This window comes from Rhodococcus sp. YL-1 (assembly GCF_001942025.1).
In the GTDB taxonomy this organism is placed as follows: domain Bacteria; phylum Actinomycetota; class Actinomycetes; order Mycobacteriales; family Mycobacteriaceae; genus Rhodococcus_F; species Rhodococcus_F qingshengii.
Genome location: NZ_CP017300.1, coordinates 242,557 through 264,454, shown reverse-complemented (window position 1 = coordinate 264,454; position 21,898 = coordinate 242,557). Strand labels below are relative to the sequence as shown.

General features: G+C 62.2%; 18 protein-coding genes and 2 pseudogenes. 7 read left to right on the top strand and 13 right to left on the bottom strand.

The annotated features are described in order from the left end of the window. Nucleotides 1-525: 525 nt before the first annotated feature. Nucleotides 526-1,656: a lipase family protein gene (locus BH682_RS30940; protein ID WP_232354256.1), complete on the bottom strand. Its 1,131-nt coding sequence runs from the start codon at nt 1,654-1,656 to the stop codon at nt 526-528. Between the two features lie 716 nt (nt 1,657-2,372). Then, on the bottom strand, nt 2,373-2,822 hold the full coding sequence (locus BH682_RS30935; RefSeq protein WP_083954771.1) for a GlcG/HbpS family heme-binding protein: 450 nt from the start codon (nt 2,820-2,822) through the stop codon (nt 2,373-2,375). 611 nt (nt 2,823-3,433) lie between these two features. On the opposite strand from BH682_RS30935, the pseudogene BH682_RS36840 reads away from it, so the two are divergent. Then, nucleotides 3,434-4,534: pseudogene (locus BH682_RS36840) on the top strand (RbtT/DalT/CsbX family MFS transporter); the annotation flags it as partial. On the opposite strand, the gene BH682_RS36490 reads toward BH682_RS36840, so the two are convergent. Continuing rightward, nucleotides 4,490-4,642, bottom strand: coding sequence for a pyroglutamyl-peptidase I family protein (locus tag BH682_RS36490; RefSeq protein WP_198174646.1), 153 nt, complete (start codon nt 4,640-4,642; stop codon nt 4,490-4,492). The pseudogene BH682_RS36840 and the gene BH682_RS36490 sit on opposite strands and share 45 nt — an antisense overlap. Further along, the gene (locus BH682_RS30920; protein WP_075835777.1) at nt 4,639-5,400 is read right to left on the bottom strand and encodes an alpha/beta fold hydrolase; all 762 of its coding nucleotides are present in this window, start codon (nt 5,398-5,400) and stop codon (nt 4,639-4,641) included. The genes BH682_RS36490 and BH682_RS30920 overlap by 4 nt, the downstream gene beginning before the upstream one ends. A gap of 196 nt (nt 5,401-5,596) precedes the next feature. Here BH682_RS30920 and BH682_RS30915 point away from each other — a divergent pair, with 196 nt between their 5' ends. The 5 genes from BH682_RS30915 (at nt 5,597) to BH682_RS30895 (ending at nt 10,419) form a co-directional block, all read left to right on the top strand. Continuing rightward, a complete protein-coding gene (locus BH682_RS30915; protein ID WP_157127668.1) occupies nt 5,597-6,412 on the top strand; it encodes a 2-keto-4-pentenoate hydratase in 816 nt (271 codons plus the stop codon). 429 nt (nt 6,413-6,841) lie between these two features. Next, on the top strand, nt 6,842-7,630 hold the full coding sequence (locus tag BH682_RS30910; RefSeq protein ID WP_075835936.1) for an IclR family transcriptional regulator: 789 nt from the start codon (nt 6,842-6,844) through the stop codon (nt 7,628-7,630). A 77-nt stretch (nt 7,631-7,707) separates the two neighbouring features. Further along, nucleotides 7,708-8,400, top strand: coding sequence for a DUF2848 domain-containing protein (locus tag BH682_RS30905; RefSeq protein WP_075835775.1), 693 nt, complete (start codon nt 7,708-7,710; stop codon nt 8,398-8,400). Between the two features lie 43 nt (nt 8,401-8,443). Further along, a complete protein-coding gene (locus tag BH682_RS30900) occupies nt 8,444-9,604 on the top strand; it encodes an oxidoreductase (RefSeq protein WP_075835773.1) in 1,161 nt (386 codons plus the stop codon). After that, nucleotides 9,601-10,419 carry a carbon-nitrogen hydrolase family protein gene (locus BH682_RS30895; RefSeq protein WP_075835772.1) on the top strand — a complete coding sequence of 273 codons (819 nt, stop codon included), beginning with the start codon at nt 9,601-9,603 and terminating at the stop codon, nt 10,417-10,419. Before BH682_RS30900 ends, BH682_RS30895 begins: the two co-directional genes overlap by 4 nt. Here the strand turns inward: BH682_RS30895 and BH682_RS30890 are convergent. The 3 genes from BH682_RS30890 to BH682_RS30880 form a co-directional block, all read right to left on the bottom strand. Further along, on the bottom strand, nt 10,416-12,587 hold the full coding sequence (locus BH682_RS30890; RefSeq protein WP_332328462.1) for an ATP-binding protein: 2,172 nt from the start codon (nt 12,585-12,587) through the stop codon (nt 10,416-10,418). The two genes, BH682_RS30895 and BH682_RS30890, sit on opposite strands and share 4 nt — an antisense overlap. Before the next feature lie 317 nt (nt 12,588-12,904). Further along, nucleotides 12,905-13,108, bottom strand: coding sequence for a hypothetical protein (locus tag BH682_RS30885; RefSeq protein ID WP_075835770.1), 204 nt, complete (start codon nt 13,106-13,108; stop codon nt 12,905-12,907). 572 nt (nt 13,109-13,680) lie between these two features. Further along, complete coding sequence (locus tag BH682_RS30880) at nt 13,681-15,342, bottom strand: aldo/keto reductase (protein ID WP_075835768.1); 1,662 nt, start codon at nt 15,340-15,342, stop codon at nt 13,681-13,683. A gap of 263 nt (nt 15,343-15,605) precedes the next feature. On the opposite strand from BH682_RS30880, the pseudogene BH682_RS30875 reads away from it, so the two are divergent. Beyond that, nucleotides 15,606-16,514 (top strand): annotated as a pseudogene (locus BH682_RS30875) (IS630 family transposase); the annotation flags it as partial. A gap of 182 nt (nt 16,515-16,696) precedes the next feature. Here BH682_RS30875 and BH682_RS30870 read toward each other — a convergent pair. The 6 genes from BH682_RS30870 to BH682_RS30845 form a co-directional block, all read right to left on the bottom strand. Next, a complete protein-coding gene (locus BH682_RS30870; protein ID WP_075835766.1) occupies nt 16,697-17,593 on the bottom strand; it encodes a VOC family protein in 897 nt (298 codons plus the stop codon). A gap of 47 nt (nt 17,594-17,640) precedes the next feature. Then, a complete protein-coding gene (locus tag BH682_RS30865) occupies nt 17,641-18,180 on the bottom strand; it encodes an aromatic-ring-hydroxylating dioxygenase subunit beta (protein ID WP_083954770.1) in 540 nt (179 codons plus the stop codon). 26 nt (nt 18,181-18,206) lie between these two features. Continuing rightward, a complete protein-coding gene (locus BH682_RS30860; protein ID WP_075835764.1) occupies nt 18,207-19,559 on the bottom strand; it encodes an aromatic ring-hydroxylating oxygenase subunit alpha in 1,353 nt (450 codons plus the stop codon). A 107-nt stretch (nt 19,560-19,666) separates the two neighbouring features. Then, a complete protein-coding gene (locus tag BH682_RS30855) occupies nt 19,667-20,923 on the bottom strand; it encodes an NAD(P)/FAD-dependent oxidoreductase (protein WP_075835762.1) in 1,257 nt (418 codons plus the stop codon). A gap of 281 nt (nt 20,924-21,204) precedes the next feature. After that, entirely contained in the window at nt 21,205-21,345 is a 141-nt protein-coding gene (locus tag BH682_RS36485; RefSeq protein WP_158171397.1) for a hypothetical protein, read from the bottom strand. Between the two features lie 66 nt (nt 21,346-21,411). Further along, nucleotides 21,412-21,858 carry a TetR/AcrR family transcriptional regulator gene (locus tag BH682_RS30845; protein WP_157127666.1) on the bottom strand — a complete coding sequence of 149 codons (447 nt, stop codon included), beginning with the start codon at nt 21,856-21,858 and terminating at the stop codon, nt 21,412-21,414. Nucleotides 21,859-21,898 lie beyond the last annotated feature (40 nt).

Below are 21,898 nucleotides of genomic sequence, written 5' to 3'. Positions count from 1 at the left end.
AGCCCCAGAATCTCCATTGGCACACCGCGGTACCAGACCTCGACCTGAGGAGTTCGATCGCGGCGCGCTGCACATTCCGGTACGGCACGCCGGTCTCCGCCAGGAATTCGTGTTGTCGCTTCGCCTCTCCTGATCAGCGGTGACGGACTATCGAAGAGTGCAGCAGCCGTGCGGTTTCGCCACCGCTCTAGGGGAGAATGCTCGCGCGCCTACATCGCAATCTCGATCGACTGCACCCGGAGTGGAAGGTGCTCACAGCAAGCGTTTGCGTGTCCGCCGAGGCGGAGACTGCCAATCAATCCGAGCGGAGTTGATCTCGTGAGCGCGGTCGTGTTTCCCACAACAGTGTTCGGCGTGCCTCGCTCCCGTTGTTCGGTGACGGTCCAACCTGCGGCGGGGGCAAGAGCCTCGACGCCATAGCTGCAACGCTCGGCTTCGGCAGATCCTCGGTCAGCCGCGCACTCCTGACGGTGCTGAGAAGATGAAAAGTGGGTCGGACAGGCTCTCACGAAACGCATGATTCACCTACGGCTGGAAGAGATTCCGGACGAAGGAGAGGCTTTCGGGGAGCGCTGCCCGCATCGTCTCGATATGACCGTTCGGATATGTGCGGAATGTGACTGGCTGGCGGTTGGCGGCGAGTTCGGCCGCGAGTTTCAAAGCCAGCGGTGCCGGCACCATCTCGTCCGTCAGCCCCTGCCCGAGGAACACTGGCCGGTCGTACCCGGTCGTCGGGATCTCCAGCATGCCGCGAGCAGCAGCCAGCACCGCGGGATCGTCGAGGGGCCGGTTCACCAGATCGCCGATCGTGACGTCGCCGAGGCCCGATGCCATGTTCTGGTAGCAGTCGGTTTCGGCTCGGGCCAGGGCATCCGTGCCGCGTGGTGTCAGGTAGCGATCGATGTCGAGATCGGGTCGCGCCGCCCGGAGTCCTGCCAAGAGGTACGAGACGAACACGGTGCTGCCGGTCAGTGGCAGGCGGGGAAAGTCCGGCCCCACGAGTGGTGCAAGGTTCTCCAGATTGGACGGCGCCCCGGTCGCGACCGCGCCCCGGTAGTCCAATTCGGGTGCGTACCGTGTGGCGATCGCTGCCGTGACCATAGCGGCCTGCCCGCCCTGAGACTGTCCGAGTGCCAACCACCGCGGTGAGAGCGACGGTTCGACCGCACGCGCGGCACGCACCATGTCGATCACGCTGTGCGCCGCCGACGGTCCGTCCAGGTACGCGTGGATTCCCGGCGTGCCGAGCCCCACGTAGTCGGTCGCGACGATCGCGTAGCCCTGCGAGAGCCAGTTCGTGAGGTACGGACTGCCAACGGTCCCGGTCACGGTGGGAGCGCACTGGTCGGAAATACCTACAGTGCCGTGAGCCCACGAGATGACCGGCCAGCCGCCTTCGGGTGGGTCGCCGGGGGGCAGGAAGAGCGCGCCCGTACTCAACGCGGGCCGGTTCAGCGGTCCTGTGGACCAGTACGTGAGCTTTGATGCGTTGGCGGCGCCGGGAATCCAGAAGGAGTGCGGCAGGGAAGTTGCCGCGGTCACTGTGCCCGGCGTCGTGATTGGCGACGGTTCCTGCGCGTGGACGGGCGCGGTCGAAACGGCCGCGGAGGCGAGCGCGATCACCATTAATGCTTGGCCGAGCCGTCGTCGGATCATTGCACCGCTCCCCGGGTTCATCCGCGTGTACGCCGACTACCATTCTGCGCGAACCGGAGGTGCCGGCGTACGGCTTTGGCCATGTTCGGTGGCTGCTCCTGTGGCCGAGCGCTTCCGTACGATGTGAGCTGTTGTCTCGGTGAGGATTTCGCCCTCTTCCCGTAACCTCGTGCGCAGCAGCTACGAACGAACGCCTGCCCAAACTCGACGAACGACTCAACCCGTGTCGGAGCATCTTCGTGTAGGCGGGCGCACGAAGTCCTGTATTGGGGCGTGGCATAGAACCGGCGCCGTCGCAGGAATCTCGATCGTGGAACGCAGGGTCGACATTGTAAAATCGCTCGGTCTGCGGGGCGGCCGCACTTGGAAACCCGCTTGGGATGGAGCGATCTGGGCTATGTGACCATCAACGTGGCCCTCGCGCCGGCTAGTAAGTGGCCTTGCTCGGCCTACTAGTTGGATGCCCCGACGCCCCTTCTTGGTGGTTGAGAATCGTGGGGAAGCCGGTGTTCGGGCGGTTCGGCAGACCAATAGTGACGGAGCGCCCCGCTGACTACCGAATGTACTGCGGCGGGAATGTGGGCATGGAGCGACGACGCAAACCGCCACCGCCGAGGCACTGTGGAGAATAGCTTCCCGAGCTACTCGTCATCACAAACCAGGACGGAAAGGGGCGGGGAAGGAGTCCGCGCAGAGGGCCGGTGAAGTGCGACCCGTCATCCTGACACCGGGGTGTCAGACCTCTGTGCTCGAACGAAGATTTCAGCTCCAACGTGGGCGTACTGGGCATCTTGTTCTGGCGTTGCACCGCTGACTCCGATTCCGCCAACCACCTCGCCATCGACGGTCAGCGGTACTCCCCCCGGCAATGTTGTCATCGGTTCCCTTACCTGGCTCTGGATAAGGGGCGAGAGGTCCGGGTACTCGCCGGCCAGCTCAGCAAACGAGGAGGTGGGCATCCCTAGGAGCGCTGCGGTGGCGGCTTTGGCTCTCGCGGCGCCGGCGGTGAACCAAATGGCTTTGTCACGCACGACCATTAGGTCATGACCACGGTCGTCGACAATCGCAACGCAGATTCCGACCCCGTCGCTCTCTGCCATCTCCAGCGCGGCACGGATCGCAGATTCGGCGGTTGCCAAATTTATCGGTGAGTTCCTCAAATGCATTTCTAAAAGCTCCTGTTCTGCCTGGGTGCATGTTGAGTGTTTAGGCCCGGGCTCTGCACAGCGCCGGGCCCCGACTGGAATCCCGTAGCCAGCCAAGGCTCAAGGCCGGAGCGGCGGCGGGGGAAGATCATCCAGACGTATATCACCCTCACCTTCATCGTCACGAAAATGTGTTCCAACCAACGGAATCCATGCCCGAATTGCGGGTCCGGACTCATCAGAACCTCGAAACCATTGTCACATCAGAGGAGGCACCCGGGACAACACGTGAATGACGGGGAGAGACGCGACAGTGCGAGCCACGTTGCCAGAAGCCAGCGAATCCGACGAACAAGGCAACGCTTCCACGGCGCAAAACAGGATTCTCGTTCGGAATACCTTGTTCGCGTTCCACATCGCGGAATGCATCAACTGACACAACGAGGCAGACAATTCTATGGTCTGCCAATCGTTCGGCGGAAACCTTCATTGCCCTTCGTTGTCTGCACCCAGTCCACAGGTCCACGAGGGCGAGCAACGAGAGCAAAGAGTCGGCCCGTCACAGCGAACTACGTCCACCTCGGTCGGCGGCACACAGATGCTCGTCGTCCGGATCCATCCGAGGAACTCTCATGTATGAACCGAGTGAACGCGGGGTTTCCGCCGCGCAGCCGTGGCTCGAACGACAAGGAATTGTCCGGCCCTTGGCATGGGGATATGTGGCCATGTTGCTCTTCATGGTCGGTGACGGAGTCGAAGTTGGTTTCCTCGCAACATATCTGGAGGTGGTTGGCTTCACGACCGCCGACGTCGCGACGCTCGTAGCCGTGTACGGCGTGGTCGTTGCCCTCGCGTCGTGGCTCTCTGGAGCCTTGGTGGAAGCGTGGGGACCCAGACGCGTCATGATGATCGGACTGGCCGTTTGGGTGATCTTTCATGTCATTTTCCTGACCGCCGGCGTAGCGACGAAAATCTACCCGATCATGCTGGTAGCTTACGCAATTCGAGGGTTGGGATACCCGTTCTTCGCATTTGGATTCCTCGTCTGGGTGACGACACGGACACCAGACGCGGTTCTAGGCCGCGCGATGGGCTGGTACTGGTTCTCGTACACGGCCGGCCTCGGTGTTCTCAGCGCGTACCTCGCCGGGTTCACCATTCCGCGGATTGGTAGCTACGCCACGCTTTGGGTCTCCCTCGCCTTCGTCGTGGCCGGGGGGCTGATGGCAATCTTCCTGATCCGCGCGCGATCTGAAATATCCGACACCGGCGCCCGAGCCACCGTGAAGACCGTGATCCACGGTCTATCGGTCGTCAGGACCACTCCGCGAATCGGGGCGGGTGTGGTACTGCGAATCATCAACGGATTGATCTTCTATTCGCTGCCGTTGTATTTCGCCTCGTACCTGATCAACGATATAGGCTTCTCCATTTCACAATGGCAGACGGCGTGGGGAACCATGCTTCTCGCGTGTCTCCCCGGTAACCTCGCGGCAGGCTATCTGTCCGACCGCGTGGGAGCAGCGAATGTCGTCGCTTGGGCAGGCGGATTCGCTCTCGCGGCATCTCTAGTCGGGTGGTACAGCGTTCCGCATTTTCTTGGAACCGACTTCGGAGCACTACTCGCCGTTGCTGTCGTGAGCGGGATCGGACTCGGCGGATTTACTCCCGTGACCGCCATGGTCGCCCTACTGGCGGCCCAGCAGAGAGCAGCTGCACTCGCGATCGCCAACCTCGGTGCTGCCGATTTGCGTACCGTCGATTCGACGTGCGATCTCCCCGCTGGGATTGTCGGCCTCGTCACCGTACGGACCGAAACCCGTGACCAGAACGCAGTTCATGCCGTCGGTGCCAGCGCGCAACGTGCCTGGAACGCGTCGAACTCCGCGACGAACTGCTCGGTGCGCTCGAGCATGACCGACGACTGCGTCAGTCCCGGCGCAATGAACAGTTCCGTGTTCGGTGCCTGCTTGTGCCAGATGAAGGCATCGTCGACCGGGTGGATCGTGTCGTCGTGGTCACCGCGGGAGACGAGGGTGGGTACGTCGAGTTCTGCCAGATGGTGGCGCAGCGTGTAGTACTGCTGGAACTCGGCGGTGCTCCGGGTGGCGGCGTAGAAGGCGATCGCGTCACGCCAGTCGTCGCCGTGCAGTGTCCGCCACTCGCGAGCCTGCTCGCTGCCGGGATCGACTTCGGTGAACACGCTGTTGAGCGAGGCGTTGCCTGTGTTGCTCAGCCCGATGATCGGGGCATCGACCGTCAAAGTCCTTATTCGTTCCTGGTTTTCGAGGACGAGCCGACCAGCGATGCGTGAACCGAGTGACACCCCCGCCACGTGGACACGATCGAGTCCGAGTTCGTCGAGCAGGCGCCACAGGTCCTCTACCCATACCTGCGGGCGCGTCAATGGTGCGACGCGCTGGCTTCGCCCCAGCCCCCGGAGATCTGGGACGATCACACGGTTTCGCCGGGCGAGCTGTGGCAGCAGGTCACCGAACCAGCGTCCGGATGCCGCCGCTCCGTGCACCAGCAGCAGGGGCTCTCCATCCCCGTGCTCCTCGTAGTAGATCGAGGTGTCGTCGACGATGAGCGTGGCCATGAATCGATCTCCCTTGCATTCCGAAATCCTTGTCGTGATGAAGGATTCAGGATCGGTGAGCGCTCAGGCAATGTCGATGTTCCACAGGGCGGCATAGCCGAGGGAGTGTTCCGATGGGTGGACCGCGGCGGTTCTCACACTCGTTCGACAGGACCAGAGTGGCGGTCCACCCGATTAACCGAACCCAGGAGTAGAAATGGAACCGGAAACTGCGCGGAGCATCCAGACATTGGAGCAGCTGCACTCCGTCGAGGCACTGGCAACTCAACTTTTGCAGGCGGAGGCGGACCGGACGGACATCGCGCCGCTCACCGACACCTTCCCGGACCTCGATATCGACCTTGCGTACCGAATCCAGGACGAGGCGCTCAGCCAGCGGATCGAGCGTGGTGAGACCATCGTCGGTATCAAGTTGGGTCTCACGTCGCCGGCGAAGCAGCAGCAGATGGGGGTGTCGGAACCGTTGACCGCGTGGCTCACCGACGCGATGGTCCTGCCGGCCGGTGTTCCGCTACCGCACGATCGACTCATTCATCCGCGCGTGGAGCCGGAGATCACCTTCGTGCTCGGGCGCCGGCTGTGTGGCCCTGGGATCACGGCTGCCGTGGCAATGGCAGCGGTCGATCGAGTTTACGCCAGCGTCGAGATCATCGACAGCCGATTTCGCGACTTCCGATTCACACTGCCCGACGTGATCGCGGACAACGCGTCGTCCGCCCTCTACGCGACGGGGCCGATCGGAACCGATCCCGCGACGCTGGATTTGTCGTTGGAGGCGTGCCTGCTCGAAGTGGACGGAAAGCTCGAGGCCACCGGCGTCGGTGCCGCCGTCCAGGGGCACCCGGCCGAGGCGCTGGCCATGGCCGCCAATTCGCTCGGGCAGCGTGGACACGCACTCGAGGCGGGGTGGATCGTGATGACCGGCGGAATGACCGATGCGGTCGCGGTGCCTGCTGGTGCGCCGATCGTGGCGCAGTTCACGAATCTGGGATCGGTTCGCGTGACGAGCTGACGGGTCCAGGTGGTGTGCTCCGGTGGTGTACTCCGTCTGTCGGTATTCGGATAGTTCGGTAGTTTTCTCGGTAGTTTCCCCGATGTGACGGGCGACACTTCGAAATAGCCTTGAAGGGCAGGTCGAACACCGAACACGCAGAGTCCGCGCTCATCAGATGGTCCGATCGTCATCCGGGGTCCAACAGCCCAACCCCGTCCGGTGACGGACACCTGGGTGCGGGGTTCGGTGGGAAGTCCGGCGGTCGCTCTCATGCCCCGCCTGGGGATCGCCTGTGCGCGGCCCACGGCCGCGACCCGTGACAGACCCAGTCCGCTGACCTTGGTGGTTGGCACTGGCGACCGAAAGGCCACCATGACGATTCCGAGGGCACTCGCCCCTGTCCAGTCCACAGCATCTGCAACGGGAGAGCGAGCAAACATCCAGCTGATGATTGATCGCGGCCGTATGGATCGTGGGTCCTCCACGTCGGTCGCGAAGGCATTGGCAGTGTTGAGCAGCTTTACCCCGCATGCGCACACGATGAACGTCACCGAGATTGCCCGGCGAACGAACCTGCCCAAGTCGACGGCGCACCGGCTACTCGCAGTCCTCGTCGAGTGGGGCATGGTTAGAAGGCTTGGCACCACGTACTCCCCGGGCGCGAGATTGGGTGAACTTGCCTCTCTCGCACCGAATCCAGGGGCGCAAGAGCTGCAACGAATCGCAACTCCATACCTGCTGGATCTGTACGAGAAGACTCACGAGACAGTGAATCTCTGTGTCCTCGCCGAAGGGGATGCGCTCTACATCGACAAGATTCACGGTCACAACGGCGTGGACTCACCCGTCTGCGTCGGAGGAAGACTACCCGCCACAAACACCGCGGGCGGCAAGGCGTTGCTCGCGTTCAGTGGGGATGACGTGCTCTCGCGGGTAGCGAGGAACTTACGGCCCGCCACGTCGTCGAGCATCTCGACGAGCGGCCAGCTCGCGAGTGAGCTGGCAGCGATCCGACATAGCGGCATCGCGTATGACCGGCAGGAGACCAAGCCTGGTATGACCTGTGTGGCGGTACCGATTTGTACCTGGTCGGGGGAGCTTATAGGGGCGATCTCGGTTTCGGGACCGGTACGCCGGTTCCCGCCTGCGAAGGCGGTTCCGGTCGTCCGCGCCGCAGCTGCCGGCATCGCGCAGCGCACCCAGCAGGCCAGTTGGCAACGTCATCTCTCCGGGTAGCTAGGAGAGATGACAACCCTACTTATCAAACGACACCTACCGTGGCTCGATGCCACGGCCGACAGTGAGGAACAACGATGACCAACCTGACCTTCGAACTGCCTGACGGCGAGCAGGTTGTGGTGAGGGTTGACACCCTGCTCAACGCCGGATACGCCGGGCGCAGCCAAGAGGATGTCGCAGCGCACGTCGCCGAGCTCGCCGAGCTGGGTGTTCCTGCGCCGACGCGGATTCCGTGCATCTATCCGATCTCCCCGTACCTTGCGATGCAGACCGGCAGAGTGCCGGTGCAGCACGAGCGTACGTCCGGCGAGGCGGAGTGGGCACTGGTCGTGGCGGGCACAGACCCGCGCGATCTGTTGCTGACGGCGGCCTGCGACCACACCGACCGCTTGCTCGAGCAGCATGGGGTGGCGTGGAGCAAGCAAGCGGCTCCCGATGTTCTTGCGCGTCAGGCATGGAGGCTCGCCGACGTCGCCGATCGCATAGACGAATTGACACTCACGGGCAGCATTCAGACAGATGCCGGTCCGCAGGTTATTCAGAAGGGAACGCTCGCGGAACTGTTGACGCCCATGTACTGGGCGGACGAGTTGAGGACGCGTGGCCTTCTCGAACCGGGGACCATCCTGATGTCCGGCACCATCCCTATGCGCGCCGACATCGACCAGTTCGCCACCGGATGGAGCGTCGAGCTGGGTGACCCTGACACCGGCCGGACAATTTCGCTGTCGTACGAGGTTGATCGGATCCCCACACCGGTCGACTGAGATCCTCGAAATCGTTTGCGCCCCAAACCTGCAGGAGTCCACTGTGTACAACTCTCCCGATCCCTGGTCGCCGATTCAGCTGAAATCCGGTGCCATGTTGAGAAATCGGTTCATGCTCGCGCCCATGACCACCGACGCGTCCGCTCCGGACGGGTCGGCGACCGAGGCGGAGCTGAGCTACATCAAGCGGCGCGGCGCCTCCCAGTTCGGTGCTGCCATCACTTCCTGTGCCTATGTTCACGCCGATGGTCGCTCCTGGCAAGGTATCGGCGCCACCGGCCCGGAGCACCTCGACAGCCTACGGTTGATCGCGCAGGCCGTCCGGGGTGGCGGGGGGCTCGGAATCCTCCAGATCTATGACGGGGGACGCATTGCGCTTCCAGAACTCGTAGGTCCCAGTGGGATTCGCGCTCCCTCGGCGGTTCCATCGGCACGACCGAATGCCCCAACCCCACGTGAGTTGAGTCCCTACGAGATCGACGAAGTGATCGCGGCGTTCGGTCGATCCGCGGAACTCGGAATCCAAGCTGGGTTCGACGGCATCGAGATCCATGGCGCGAACCACTATCTGATCCACCAGTTCTTCTCGCCACGAGCGAACCGGCGCACCGACCGTTGGGGCGGAGGACTCGACGAACGAATGCGTTTGCCGCTGGCCATTGCCGACGTAGTCCGCAGCGTCGTAGGCCCCGACGTCACGGTGGGCTTCCGTGTGACGCCCTTCGAATCGGAGTCCGGCGGGTTCACCCTCGAAGATTCGTCGAGGCTCGCCGAACGACTGGCCGAGTCCGGCGTCGACTACGTGCACATCTCGATGGACAACTTCCGCAAGAACTCACCGCAACCCGAGGACCGTGATTGGACCAAGGCCAGGGAACGGGTCGAGTCTCGTAGTCCGATCACGGCGTTCTCTGCTGCGGTGGCGGGACGATGCGCGGTAGTCGCCAGCGGTGGTATCCGTACCCTCGAGGACACCGAAGACGCGTTGGGCGCTGGTGCGGATCTGGTGGCCGTCGGACGCGCTGCGCTCATCGATCCCGAATGGGTGGACAAGCTGAAGGCAGGAGTACCGCATCAAGTGCGTACCGAGCTACCCTCCGACGCAGGCGAGATCGAGGACATCCTGACCATCCCGCCGCGCATGGTGCGCTACCTCCTGGGTCGTCCGGGATGGATTCCCCGTGAGGGGCAGGGAACCCGGTGACCGGCGGGCAGGTGCGAATCGGCTTGTGCCAGATCGCCTCTACACCCGATCCAGTGCGAAACCTGGAATATGTGCGTGACTGGACAAGCCGCGCAGCAGACTCCGGCGCGCGTGTGGTGGTGTTCCCGGAAGCAACCATGGCGCATTTCGGGGTGCCGTCGGTGGATGTCGCAGAACCGATCGACGGCTCCTGGGCGACGTCAGTTGCCGAGATAGCCGACGCACACGGTGTCCTCGTTGTTGCAGGGATGTTCACGCCGGCCGCAGCGCGGGTGCGCAACACAGTGCTCGTCACCGGCCTCGGCCACCACCTCGGGTACGACAAGATCCACCTCTACGACGCCTTCGGCTACCGGGAATCGGAGACGGTCGCGCCGGGTGACGGCGTCGTCACCGTGACGGTCGACGATCACGTACTCGGTATTGCAACCTGCTATGACGTGCGCTTTCCCGACCTGTTCGTACGCTTGGCCGAGGCCGGCGCGAGCACAGTCGTGGTGCCGACGTCCTGGGGTGCCGGCGAGGGCAAAGCCCAGCAGTGGGAGGTGCTGGTGCGCGCACGTGCACTCGACTCGGGCTCGTGGATCCTGGGTTGCGATCAGGCCGACCCGACCGCGGCCGGCGTGGCCGTCAGTCCCGGTGCGCCCACCGGAATCGGCCACTCCATGGTCGCGGACCCGTTCGGCCAGGTCATCGGTCGATTGGGTGAAGAACCCGGGTTGCTCCTCGCCGACGTCGATACTGCGACATCGGATCGGTCACGAGCCGCGACGGGTGTCCTGGCGAACCGCAGGACGCTCGGGGACGAACACTAGACCGCCCCGCGGGACCGATCCTGCTCAGCGAGCAGGATCGCAGCCTGGGTCCGGCTGGTCACACCGAGCTTGATGAAGATGTGTTCGACATGGCTCTCGACAGTTCGTGGTACTACGACGAGTGCCTGAGCGATCTGCTTGTTGGTCATTCCCTCGGCCAACAGCCGCGCCACTTGGGACTCGCGGGGCGTGAGCGTGGAGGTGACGGCGTCGTCGGCCGGGCTTTCGGACTCGGTCGGCGGTGTCTCACCCAGTGCATAGGCAATCGCCTGTGATGTATCGAGCCGACCTCCAGCCGCGAAAGCTGCATCGAACGACTCGGCACCAAGGTCCTTGCGTGCCCGGCTCTCAGCTTCCTCGCTCCAACCGTGAAGTTCGAACCCTCCTTGGTAGTTGCCCAACGGCTCCCACACCCGACGCACGGCACCCATCAGGAGTGCGGATCGCTCTGCGTCGCCACAGGCAGCGGCCACCCAGGAAAGTGTCTCGATCACGACCGCGATGCCGAGCGCATCGTGGAACAGACGCTTGACGACGAGTGCCTCACTCAGGTGTTCGGCGGCTTCGTGACAATCACCGCGCAACCAGTGCGCGAGTCCCAGGAAGGTTCGGATCCAGGAGAGGGACCAGCGTTCGTCTCGCTCGATGCAGGCTTCGAGGCATGGATTGAGGACTTCGATCGCGCGCTCGGGCTCGAGTCTGCGGCAGTACGCCCATCCCACGTGCTCGAGGGCAAGAATGTGAAGTGCGCTCGGGCCGCGCTCAGCCTCCATCGACGAACCCTCCTCGATGAGCGCCAATCCCAGCTGTCGATTACCCAGATTGTGTTCCGCGATGCCCCTGATGTGTGTAGCGTGCGTAAGGTTGACGGCGTCGCCCAACTCGCAAGCCAGATCCTGGCTCTTCCGTAGAAGGTCAAGTGCCACCGCGGCTTTTCCCTCGGCCACCGCGAGATATCCGTTGCACCACAGTGCGGCAGCGCGTTCAGGACTGGGGGTGGCGTCGGACGCCAACGCTCGGTCCAACCAGTGCCGACCCTCTCGCTGCTGCCCGCAACCGAGCCAGTACCAGAAGAGTGCTGCCGCCATTCCGAGCGCGGTGCGCCCGCCGTCGGTGTCCGACAGCAACGAGTCGAGGACGGCACGCGCGTTGGCCTGCTCGCCCCGCATACGTTCGACCATTCGCTCCTGGCCTGGACCGAACCACTTCTCGTCGAATTCCTTTGCGAGACCGACGTAGTACGAGCGGTAGCGGTCGACGATCTCCTTTTCAGCGGGTCGCCCACGCAACCTGCGCCGTCCGTAGTCACGGACGGTCTCGAGCATGCGGTATGTTGCTCGCCCGTCGGTATCGTGCAGCGCGAGGATTGATTTGTCGACCAGCGTCGAGATGTGCTCGACGACAGATTCGCGCGGCAAATCGCCTCCGCTGCAAATATTCTCGGCCGCCTCCAAGTGCACGTTCCCGGTGAAGATCGACAGGCGTTCCCACAATGTGCGCTCAGGGACGGAACAGAGGTCGTAACTCCAATCGAGTGTCGCCCACAATGACTGGTGGCGAGGGGCAGCGGATCGATCGCCGGAGCTCAGTAGCCGGTCGCGGTCGTCGAATCGGTCGAGCAGCTCCGACGGCGACAACCCGCGCATACGGCCGGCAGCGAGTTCGATCGCCAGAGGCAGACCATCCAGTCGGCGGCAGAGTTCCTCGACCTTCTCGGCGTTCTCCGAAGAGACCTGGAACCCGGGCGCCGCCGCAACCGCGCGCTGGACGAACAGTGTGACCGCCTCCGATCGCGCGGTTTCGTTGTTGGCGGGTGCTGTCGCGGAGCTCCGCACCGACAGAGGCTCCACCTCGAATACGTGTTCACCGGCGACGCGCAACGGTTCCCGGCTCGTCGCCAGAATGCGCAGACCCGCGCACGCGGACAAGAGGTTTCGGACAAGTATCGCGGTCTCGTCGATGAGATGCTCGCAGTTGTCGAGTACCAGCAGCAGTTCGCGTCCACGCAAGTAGTCGATGATCGTCGCTACGACGTCCTGCTGGTGGACCGGGGTGGACACCGCCTGGGCGACGGTCAGTGCCACGAGCGCAGCGTCGGCTACCTCGGCGAGTTCGACGAATGCAACACCATCGGTGAATCCACGCCGGGCCCGATGCGCGACTTGCAGCGCCAGCCGTGTCTTTCCGACACCCCCCCATTCCGGTCAGTGTTACCAACCGCGAGACTCCCAACAGGCGGCGCACATGACCGGACTCCGATTCCCTGCCGACCAAGTTGGTCATCTCCGCCGGCAGAAACCGGATCGATTGGGCGTTGACCATGCCTTTACCTCGTCGCTCGTGTGCTGCAACTATCAAAGATAGCTATCTTGAACGGTTAAGACCCAGACCCCAAAAGGAAACGGAGGCTCGAAGGGTCATGCATGGATTGCGCCGTGGTGGAGATCTTACCTCTCCGCTGCGCGGGAAATAGGCGCTGACATCCTCATGCGGGAGGCGCGAGGTGGTGTAATGCCTGACCGCGGCGTCGCCGGGCCAGTTCGGCGTGGGCGTCCTCAAGCGTCAAGAATCGATTGGCCGCAGATGCTTCTGCCACCACACCTCTCTCGACGTCGGCGATGAACTGTTCGAGCGCCTCGGTTGCCCACGTTCGCAATGATTCGGTGGGCCACGGCGGTGGTTTCTGCATGGGTTTCCTCCGGAAAGTGCTGTTGTGCAGTAGTACTCGCGGCAGTTTGCGACTGGTTCCGAGGATATGATTTCGCGACAAAGGCGTCCACCATTGTGTTCGACTCAGTGAAACGGCTCGGCGCTGAACCCATCCGGCGCGGACCGTTCGTTTCATGTCATCCGTGGGATTAGTGGAAGGGCAGGAGGCAGTCAGTAAGCCGCCACGCTCCGCCATGCAGCGGTTCTCCCCGTAGGAGTTGAGCGCGCGGCGCTACGGCGTTGACGGCGCCACAAAAGGCTCTTCCCTCTCCCCCTGACATGAGCAAAGGCACCGGCAGAACTAGTTGCCCTGCGATCTTCAAATTCCGAAAGGGGCTGGAAAATAACATCTCTCGGATACATCATCCTGCTACATGCGATAATTATTACGCCTATGCTGTCCCAATCTTCGGAGCCGAGGCGGTTTCACCGCCACGAATCGGCGGCCGACCGGAAGCTGTGCTTCTCAGGGATCGTTCCAGAGCGCACATCGGCGAATCTCATCCCCCGGTAGGCCGCCGATGCCCTACTTCCCTGTTCCGACGATGCTACTCAGAACCCTGGTGGACGGCGGAACCCGCCGATCGCATCTGCGAGGCACCGAACGAATCTCACCGCCGTCCGGTCGTGCAGGTATGGCGCGATCACTTGGATGCCCACCGGTAGTCCGTTCCGTGTCGTCCCGATGGGTGCGACTGCCGCAGGCAAGTGGTTGAGCGAGGATGGCGCCATCCAGGAGAGCATCTCGCGATAGGGTCGCTCTTCGCCGTCGACCTGCAGAGTACGAACGGACCACGCGGGGTCGGGTCGTTGGTCGTGGGGGAATGCCGCCGTCGGACTCACCGGGCAAACAAGCACGTCCACGCCGTCGAAGAACTCCGCCCAGCGGCGACGGGAATTTTCCCGACGTTCGTCGAGGGCGTGCCAGTCACGGAATCGCACTGTCAGGTCCGATGCGAACCCACCTGCGGCCCCCTCCTCCGCGGCGACCTCCACCAGGAGATCATACGACTCGTCGCGCTCGATCAGTCCGCTCTGCGCCATCAGCAGTGGTTGATAGAGCGACATGGTTTCCTCGAGACCGACCGGCCCCTTGCCCTCGGTCACGACGGCGCCCGCGGCCCGCACGGCGTCGAGGGCTTCCCGCATGATCGCGACCAGTTCGCTGTCTACCTGGCAGAACGGATCGTCGAGCCAGGCTGCCACGCGGAATCCGCGCAGAGTCGTCGCCCGGGCAGTAGGTAGCTCTAGCCGCCATGCGGTCGCGCGGTCGTGACTTGCTCCTGCGAGAACATCCAGGGCGAGGTCGAGGTCTTCGGCCTTACGGGCGAGCGGACCGAGTACCGCCATGTCGAACTCCGCGAGCTGCTCGACATTGCTGACGCCCGCGATGATCGATCCGACAAACGGTTTCGCCGCGAGCCATGCGATCGCGAGCTCTGTTACTGTGTGCCCCCGATTGGCTGCGAAGCGTTCGAGCTCGTCGACAGTCTGCCAGTTCCGTTCCGTACTCATGTTTCGCACGATGGGACTACCAGCAGCACCACGTGTTCCAGGCGGCGGTTCCTCCCCCTTCCGGTACTTTCCGGTCAGAAACCCCCCGGCCAGCGGATGATAGGGGATCAACGACACACCGTAGCGTTCGCAGGCCTGGATGAGTTCCCGCTCGGGGTAGCGATGAAGCAGGCTGTATTGGTTCTGGATACTCACGGGCTGCGGTGCCTGCAGCCTCGTGGCGGCGGCCTGCGTCTCAGCCAACCGCCATGACGCGTAGTTGGACACGCCGTACTCCCGAATCTTGCCCTCCTCCGCCAATACCGCCAGCGTCTCGATCAACTCGTCGGTACTGATCTCATCCGACGGCATGTGAACCTGATACAGGTCGATGAAGTCGGTTCCGATCTTGGACAAGCTCTCCTCGCAGTGACGTCGAATCCGCCGTACCGGGTCCTCACCATCCAGTGCGGCGAAATTGAACTTGGTGGCAATCACCGCCTCGTTTCGCCGCCCCGTGATCGCCTCACCGATGAACGACTCTGATCGACCCGAACCGTAGAGGTTCGAGGTATCTATGAGTGTCACGCCCTCGTCCAGTGCAGCACGAATGACCTGAATCGATGTATCACGGTCCAGTCGCGGCGGACCGAAGGTATTGCCACCGAGTCCGAGCACAGATACCTGGATTTCCGATCTGCCCAGTTTGCGATATTGCACGCTGTACCTCTCTCATGTTCGGGTCTGCGGTCAATTTGTCGCCGTGCCGCTGATTGCTTCGGACTTCGGTGGGAAAATACATCTACCAGAGCATGTGACGGCGTTGATGCGGTCCAGATCGGTCCGGGCCGGTATCGCGCAGCGGGCTCAGATCATCGTGCTAGCGTCCGAGGCCGGATCGAACACACGGATCGCGGCATTAGTGCCTGGTTCGGTGGACGCCGCTCGGGACGATCGAACTCGCTCGTCATCGAGTGGGACCGGGCGTAACCCGGCATACCGTGATCACTTGGCAGGCACGCTACGACGAAGCCGGGATGAACGGACTGGTCGACGAGCCGCGCTCGGGGCGGCCACGCATGATCGATCACCGCAAGATCGTGTCGGAAACGTTGATGCCGGCGCCGAAGAAACTCGGCGTCACCCATTGGAGCACACGTTTGCTGGCAGATCGATTGAAGATCAGCAACAGCACTGTCGCGGAGGCATGGCGCGAGTATGGTGTGCAGCCTTGGCGCAGTGAGACATTCAAGTTTTCTACCGATCCGGAGTTGGTTACGAAGGTCACCGACATCGTCGGCTTGCACTTGAAGCCGATGGAGAACGCGATAGCGCTCTGCGTGGACGAAAAGTGGCAGATCCAAGCCTTGGATCGGACGGCGCCCACGTTGCCGATGCAGATCGGTATCCCCGAACGGCAGACGCACAACTACGTCCGTAATGGCACGACCACCTTGTTCGCGGCATTGGAGATCGCGACCGGAAAGGTCACCGGGATCTGCCGGACCCGGCACCGCCACCAGGAGTTTCTCGTGTTCCTCAAACATGTGGCGCGGGCATATCCGGACCAGGAGTTGCACCTGGTGATGGATAACTACGCCACACACAAAAAGCAGGAAGTGTGGGAATGGCTGGCGGCGAAACCGCGAATCCACGTCCATTTCACCCTTACCTCGGCGTCATGGATGAACCTCGTCGAAGTCTGGTTCGGCATCATCGAACGCCAAGCCATCCACCGCGGCACCTTCCTCAATGTTCGCGAGCTCACCGCCCAGATTCGGGACTTCATCAACGGGTGGAACCCACGAGCGCAGCCATTCATCTGGAGAAAAACCGCCGAGCAGATACTCGCGGAAGCCGACCGTCGAAAAACTTCAAGAACACCGCATTAGGTTGGGGATGGTCTTCAGCCGGAAGACTACGAACAAAGATGCTGAACCTGTATCTCGGTGCATTTCAGTACTACTAGTGTGTGGTCTTCGTCATCCATGTCGTGAGTTTTCGAGGCGGCGGCCGTACTCCCCGGCAAGCTACCTGCACACTGTTTCCGGTGCGCAGGCGGCCTGCCGACCGGTCAGCTCGGCTGAGACGCCGACTCTGTGGCTTGGGCTACGCGCCGGTGCCCCCAGTTGCTGATCGCGGAGTAGTGCCCCACGGTCCAGTCCTTGTCGTCAACCGTGCGGCCTTCCCAGCCGTACTCGACCTCAAATCCCGAGGGTGTCTGCATGTAGAACGACGTCATGTGGTCGTTGGTGTGCTTGCCCAGTGTCATGGTGAGTAGCCCACCGTGATCCTCGGCCTTGTCGAGTGCGTATCCGACGGCGTCGAGTGTGTCGACTTCAAGCATGATGTGGCCGACCCTAGGACCTGCTTCGGGGATCTGGGCAAAGGCGATCGAGTGATGTCGCGCGTTGCAGTGCAGAAAAATGCCTTCCGTCTGAAAATTCGGAATCGCGATATCAATGGTGTCACTGAGCCGGAATCCGAGACCGTCGACGTAGTAGTCGAGCATGGCTTTCCAATCGTCGACCAAGAGGAACGCGTGACCGAAGCCCATGTCGCCGGTAACGAACTTGACGCCGCGAGGGGAGACGAAAGTGGAATCACTGGATTCCTGGCCGTAGAAGACCTCGATGCCGTTGCCGCTCGGATCGACTGACCGCACGAGACGGCGGACGCGGCGTTGCTTGGCTAACTCTTCATCCTCGACGGCGCTGTGACCCCGGTCGAGGAGATTCGCGACGCAGCGTTCGAGATTGGCCTCCGTCAACGTCTCGAGCCCCATCGAGATGTGCCTCGACTCGCCCGGCTCGACGATGAGACGATAGGCGCGCTCGTCCATGCGGAACCACTGGTGGTTCGGGTCGTCACCGGACACGGCCTGCATCCCGAGGTTTTCGGTTGCATACCACTGCCATTCGTCCAGAGGGCCCTTCGCGACCATGTAAGCGACTGAACTGACGTAATCCATTTTCTTTCCTCCAGTCCGCTGCTGATGTAGCGGTGGTAGCGATGAGATCAGAAGAAGTTGCTCAAGTTACGGGACAGAAGCAAGGTCTGCTCCAGATAGATCGAACGGCCCGAGATCAGCAATGCACCGTCGACCCGCCGCAAGGTGTCCACCCGCGATCCGATCCATTGGTCCTCCTCGGACTTCAGACGGGTCCGGTAGAGAAGGAAGTTCGAGTACACCCTCGTCTCATCCCCCTCTGTCTCGCCGATACGGATGTTTGTCACGATGTGCCGGGTCCGCGACGGCGGGTCTTCCGCCCAGGACGTCCCGGAGTTGAGTTTGGCGACGCGGCCGCGCAGGACTTCTTTGGAATCATCGAAGAACGCGGACTCACCTGGTTTGGTGAACTCCTTGCCCATCTCACGTCGGTTTCGTGTCCGCCGAATGGGCATAAAGTACCGTGCATCCTCGGTGAAAAGCTCAACCCACTCGTCGTACCGATGGGCGTCGAGAAGGGCTGCCTCGGAGTAGTAGAACTGCTCGATCTCGTACTGTTGCTGCATCCGCTCCAGAATGTCTGTGCGGATTTCAGTGCTGAGGGTCATCGAAATCTCCTGGTTTGGTTCGGAAGTCAGAGAGTGTCGCCGGGTGTGGTGCCCTCGGCCAGGGCTTCCCAGGAAGAGCCCGACATCCATTGCGCCCACGCCTTGTAGGTCCACAACTGGGCATGCTCGTTGGTTGCGTCCTCGATACGCGCTAGCCCGCCTTCGCGGATGATTTTTCCCCGACCAAGGTTCATCTTGAGAAGATGCGGGATGGTGGCACTCTGATCCGCAGCGGCATGCATGGTGCCCTGGGCCCAGTTCTCGCCGTCTTCCTGTTCGAGAACGCCTGCCGGGCCGAATAGGTGGTTCTGGACTTCGATCATGAAGGAGCGGACCTCGGCGGGGGCTTCCTTCGGGACGAAGTTGAACCACCAGATCTCGGTGAGTGTCGGCGAGCGGGGCACGCGGAGGCTCACCTGACCGATTTCTGTGATCCACATGGTGGGGAAGATGCCCGGATGTCCACCAATCCGGATGCCGAGGGGTCCGAGTGCCTCGATCGCCTCAGGTCGGTTTCGCCACTGCTGTGCGAGTTTCTGGGGATCTGCCGGAGGTCCGGCAATAGCGTGTCCATATTCGCCGAAAACCCCGATCATGTCAGGGAAGTCGAGCACGTCGGAGCTCGAAAACTCGATCTCGGTGCCGTCCGGAGTGCGCGCGCCCCCTGCGTCTCGCGCCTGTTCGAGGAAAGCGTCGTCGACCTCTACAGGAAGGTTCGCGTAAGTGGCGGACATGTGCGTAATCTGCGGGTGATACCAGTCGAATAGGTTGTCCACACACAGTTTCCAGTTGCAGTCGATCTCGAACTTGCCTACGCCGGGGACGATCTCCATGTCCCCCATCTCAGCGATCAGATCGATACCGAGACGGCCTGTACTGCCGAGGAAGTCGATGAGGGTCGGTGCCTCTGCATCGAATGTTGCAAACACGAATCCCTTGTAGGTGTCGAGTTGTGCCACGTGGCGCAACCCGTGCTTTGAGAGATCCAAGTCGTTCTTGTAGAACGACTCAAGCTGCGGGACGCCTACCAGCTCACCGTCTATACCGAAGGTCCAGCCGTGATAGGTGCACATGAAATTCTTGGTGTTGCCCTCCTCCGCGCGGCACACGGAGTTTCCTCGGTGAGTGCATGTGTTGAGCATTGCCCGGATGGTGCCGTCCTTCTGACGAACGACGAGGACGTTGTCCCTGCCCATTGGGGCTTCGAAGAAGTCGCCCGACTTCGGGATCTGGGATTCATGGCAGAGGAAAAGCCATGCACGACCGAATATTTCGCGCATCTCGCGGTCGAAGATCGCTTGATCGGTGAAGATGCGGCGATCAATCTCGCCTGTCTCCACCGAGACAAGAGCCTGGATTTCGTCTTGATCGATTGGCATGGTGCCCAAACCTTTCTCTGTACGGTGCCTTGGCCTCCCGTTTCCGGAATGCTAATAACGAATGCATGGCTTGCCTATCGACATGTTCCACGTGATGGAAATCACTCCTATTTCGTGACCGCTCTGACAACGGACGCGGAGCCGACTCGTGCGCCGAGTGCACGCAGATCGGTTTGTGGGTCCTGTAACGCCGCGATATCCACCACTTGCTGAGCCTCGATCAGACCCCGAGCAGCTCGCAGCTCTCGCGGCTGACCGATCCCCCCAGCAGCCTGTACACGGCCGTCCGATACCCAGAAAGCGAGGAACCTGTCGGCGGTGTATCCGTGCCGGAGGACGACGGTGTCCGTCGGTTCACGGCGGCCGAACGACTGGTATGTGAGCCCGAACTGATCGGACCATGCGTAGGGGACGGACGAGTCGGTGGCGTCGATGCCGATCATGCTCTGGCCCACCGCAGCACCGTGTCTCTGCGCTGTGTCCCAATGCTCGATCCTGGTGCTGCGCCGCACCTGAGGGTGTCGCCAGAAAGCAACGTCGCCCGCGGCCCAGATCCACGGGTTCTCTGTGCGTCCGACGGCATTCACCGGAACTCCGTGTTCGCACTCCAGCCCGGCACTGCGGGCGAGGTCCGTGTTGGGCGTCACCCCTACGCCGACGACGACGGTGCGCGCTGGTAGCACCTGTCCGGTGGTAAGAACAACCTCTTCGACATTGTGGGATCCGCGAAACTCTGCCACTGACACGTTCGTTTCCAGTTGGACACCATGATCCGAATGCAGCTGTAGAAAGAGTTCGGCGACTTCGGTACCGACGGCTCCGACCAGTGGCAGTGGACCGCACTCCACCACCGTGACGTCGATGCCGTGCTCCTTCGCGACGGCAGCCAGTTCGAGGCCGATGAAGCCTGCTCCGACGACGACCAGCGGTCCCCCATCCGACAGGTGTTCAGATAGGCGCGCCGCGTCGTCCGCGGTCCGAAGGAACTGGATGTTCCCAAGGCTGGCGCCCGGTACCTGGATCGCTCGCGGTACCGCTCCGGTGGCGAGTAACACCCGGTCGTAGGCCGCGTCCGCGTGGTCGCTCAGTCGAAGTGTCCGTCTCGCCGCGTCTAGTGAGTCGATCCGTACCCCGAGCCGGAGATTCAGCTCAAGATCGCGGTACGTCTCGACGGGCAGAATGCCTCGCAAAGTGACGGTGTTGTCCGTCAGGGATTTCGACAACGGTGGACGCTCATACGGTAGGCGGGCGGATTCGTCAAACAGTGTTATTTCGCCGTCGAATCCGCTTCTGCGCATGGAGGCGGCTGCGGAGACGCCGGCCGCGCTCGCTCCAACGATTGCGATTTTCCTTGGATGAACCATGCTGTGCCCTAACTGTGATGCCTCGGAACCTTGGAAGGCGCGAGGCGAGTGCGTCCTCGATGGGCACGGATCCCTGATGATCCGCCCGAGAGAAGGCGAGGAGGGCATCAGGATGACCGACATCCTGCCCGAGAGCAGCTCCCATGTTCCGGTTCTCGGAACGGGGAAGGAATTTGGAGCGAGCCTGGACCACAAATCGGCTGGCAGTCAACGAGTCAGCGATACGCTGGGGCGCAGCGGGTTCCCATCCGGATAGTCCTGCGCGTCCGGATGGGAACCAATCAGCTGTCGAAAATTCCCAACAGGACACGAGTCAGGCATTTCTCTATGAATGCAGCCTGCTGGTCGTCGAAGAGTGGCGCATCGGGATCGATGAGCGCTCCTGTTGTGAAGTAGCCGAAGCCCATGACCACTCCGACCAAGATTTGAATCTTCGCCTCGGCTTCTTCACTGTAGAATTCGGCTTCCTCACCGTAGATGTGGGCTCGCTATGGGGAGACGATCCGCCGTTCGATCTCTTGCCGAAACAGTTCTGCGGCTTCCTCGAAGTCCAGTGATCGCACCAACGCAAGCGCGGGGGATCGCACGTCCCGGTCATTCCAGTACGACACGATTTCCCGCGCCAACTCGGCTACGGTGTCCGCACCGGGCGCCGAAACCTCGGATCTGTCCGGCAGACCCCAGTTGTCGGCAACTACGGCCGCAAAAAGGCCTTTCTTTGATCCGAAGAGATGTACGATTCGGGCGGGAGTAATACCGGCTTCTCCTGCGATCTCTTGCAGAGAGACCTTCGAATAGCCGCGCCGTGAGAAGTTGCGCCCAGCAGCAGTCAAGATTGCACGACGAGTCCGCGAAGTATCGCGTTTGTGCGGCTCGGGCTCACATTGCGGTTCAGACTCGGACGGCACGGTCATTCTTCCTGAATGCTGGGACACGACCAATCCTAGCTGTAACCTGTCGGGCCTACAGGGTATC